The sequence below is a fragment of the Nocardia mikamii NBRC 108933 genome, assembly GCF_001613505.1.
GTDB lineage: Bacteria > Actinomycetota > Actinomycetes > Mycobacteriales > Mycobacteriaceae > Nocardia > Nocardia mikamii.
The window spans coordinates 1-566 of sequence record NZ_BDCM01000042.1 but is presented as its reverse complement, the minus strand read 5'-3'; the positions used below and the strand labels follow the sequence as shown (position 1 = coordinate 566).

Here is a 566-nt window from a genome sequence, read left to right as displayed (position 1 = left end):
TCGACCTTCGTACTCGGCCGATCCACATGCAACGTCCTCGGCAGCACGCCGTGACGCATCGCCATGACCATCTTGATCACACCACCCACACCCGCAGCAGCCTGGGCATGACCGATATTCGACTTGAGCGACCCCAACCAGAGCGGCCGATCCGCAGCACGATCCTGACCGTAAGTGGCAAGCAGCGCCTGAGCCTCGATCGGATCACCCAACGTCGTACCCGTACCGTGCGCCTCGACCGCATCCACATCCACCGGGGACAGACCCGCATTGGCCAACGCCTGCCGGATCACCCGCCGCTGCGACGGACCATTGGGCGCCGTCAAACCGTTCGAGGCACCATCCTGGTTCACCGCCGAACCCGCTATGAGCGCCAGAACCTGATGGCCGTTGCGCTGCGCATCGGACAGCCGCTCCAGCACGAGCACACCCACCCCCTCAGCCCAGCCCACACCATCGGCCGCATCCGCGAACGACCTACACCGGCCATCGGGCGACAACCCGCGCTGACGACTGAATTCCACGAAGGTCTCCGGTGTCGCCATCACCGTCACACCACCGGCCAA

1 protein-coding gene is annotated in these 566 nt (G+C 65.2%); it reads right to left on the bottom strand.

Going from position 1 to position 566, the window contains the following annotated elements; translation table 11 throughout:
• Positions 1-566, bottom strand: a 566-nt coding sequence (locus NMI01S_RS33650) for a beta-ketoacyl synthase N-terminal-like domain-containing protein (protein WP_167669989.1), incomplete at both ends; no start/stop codon positions are given.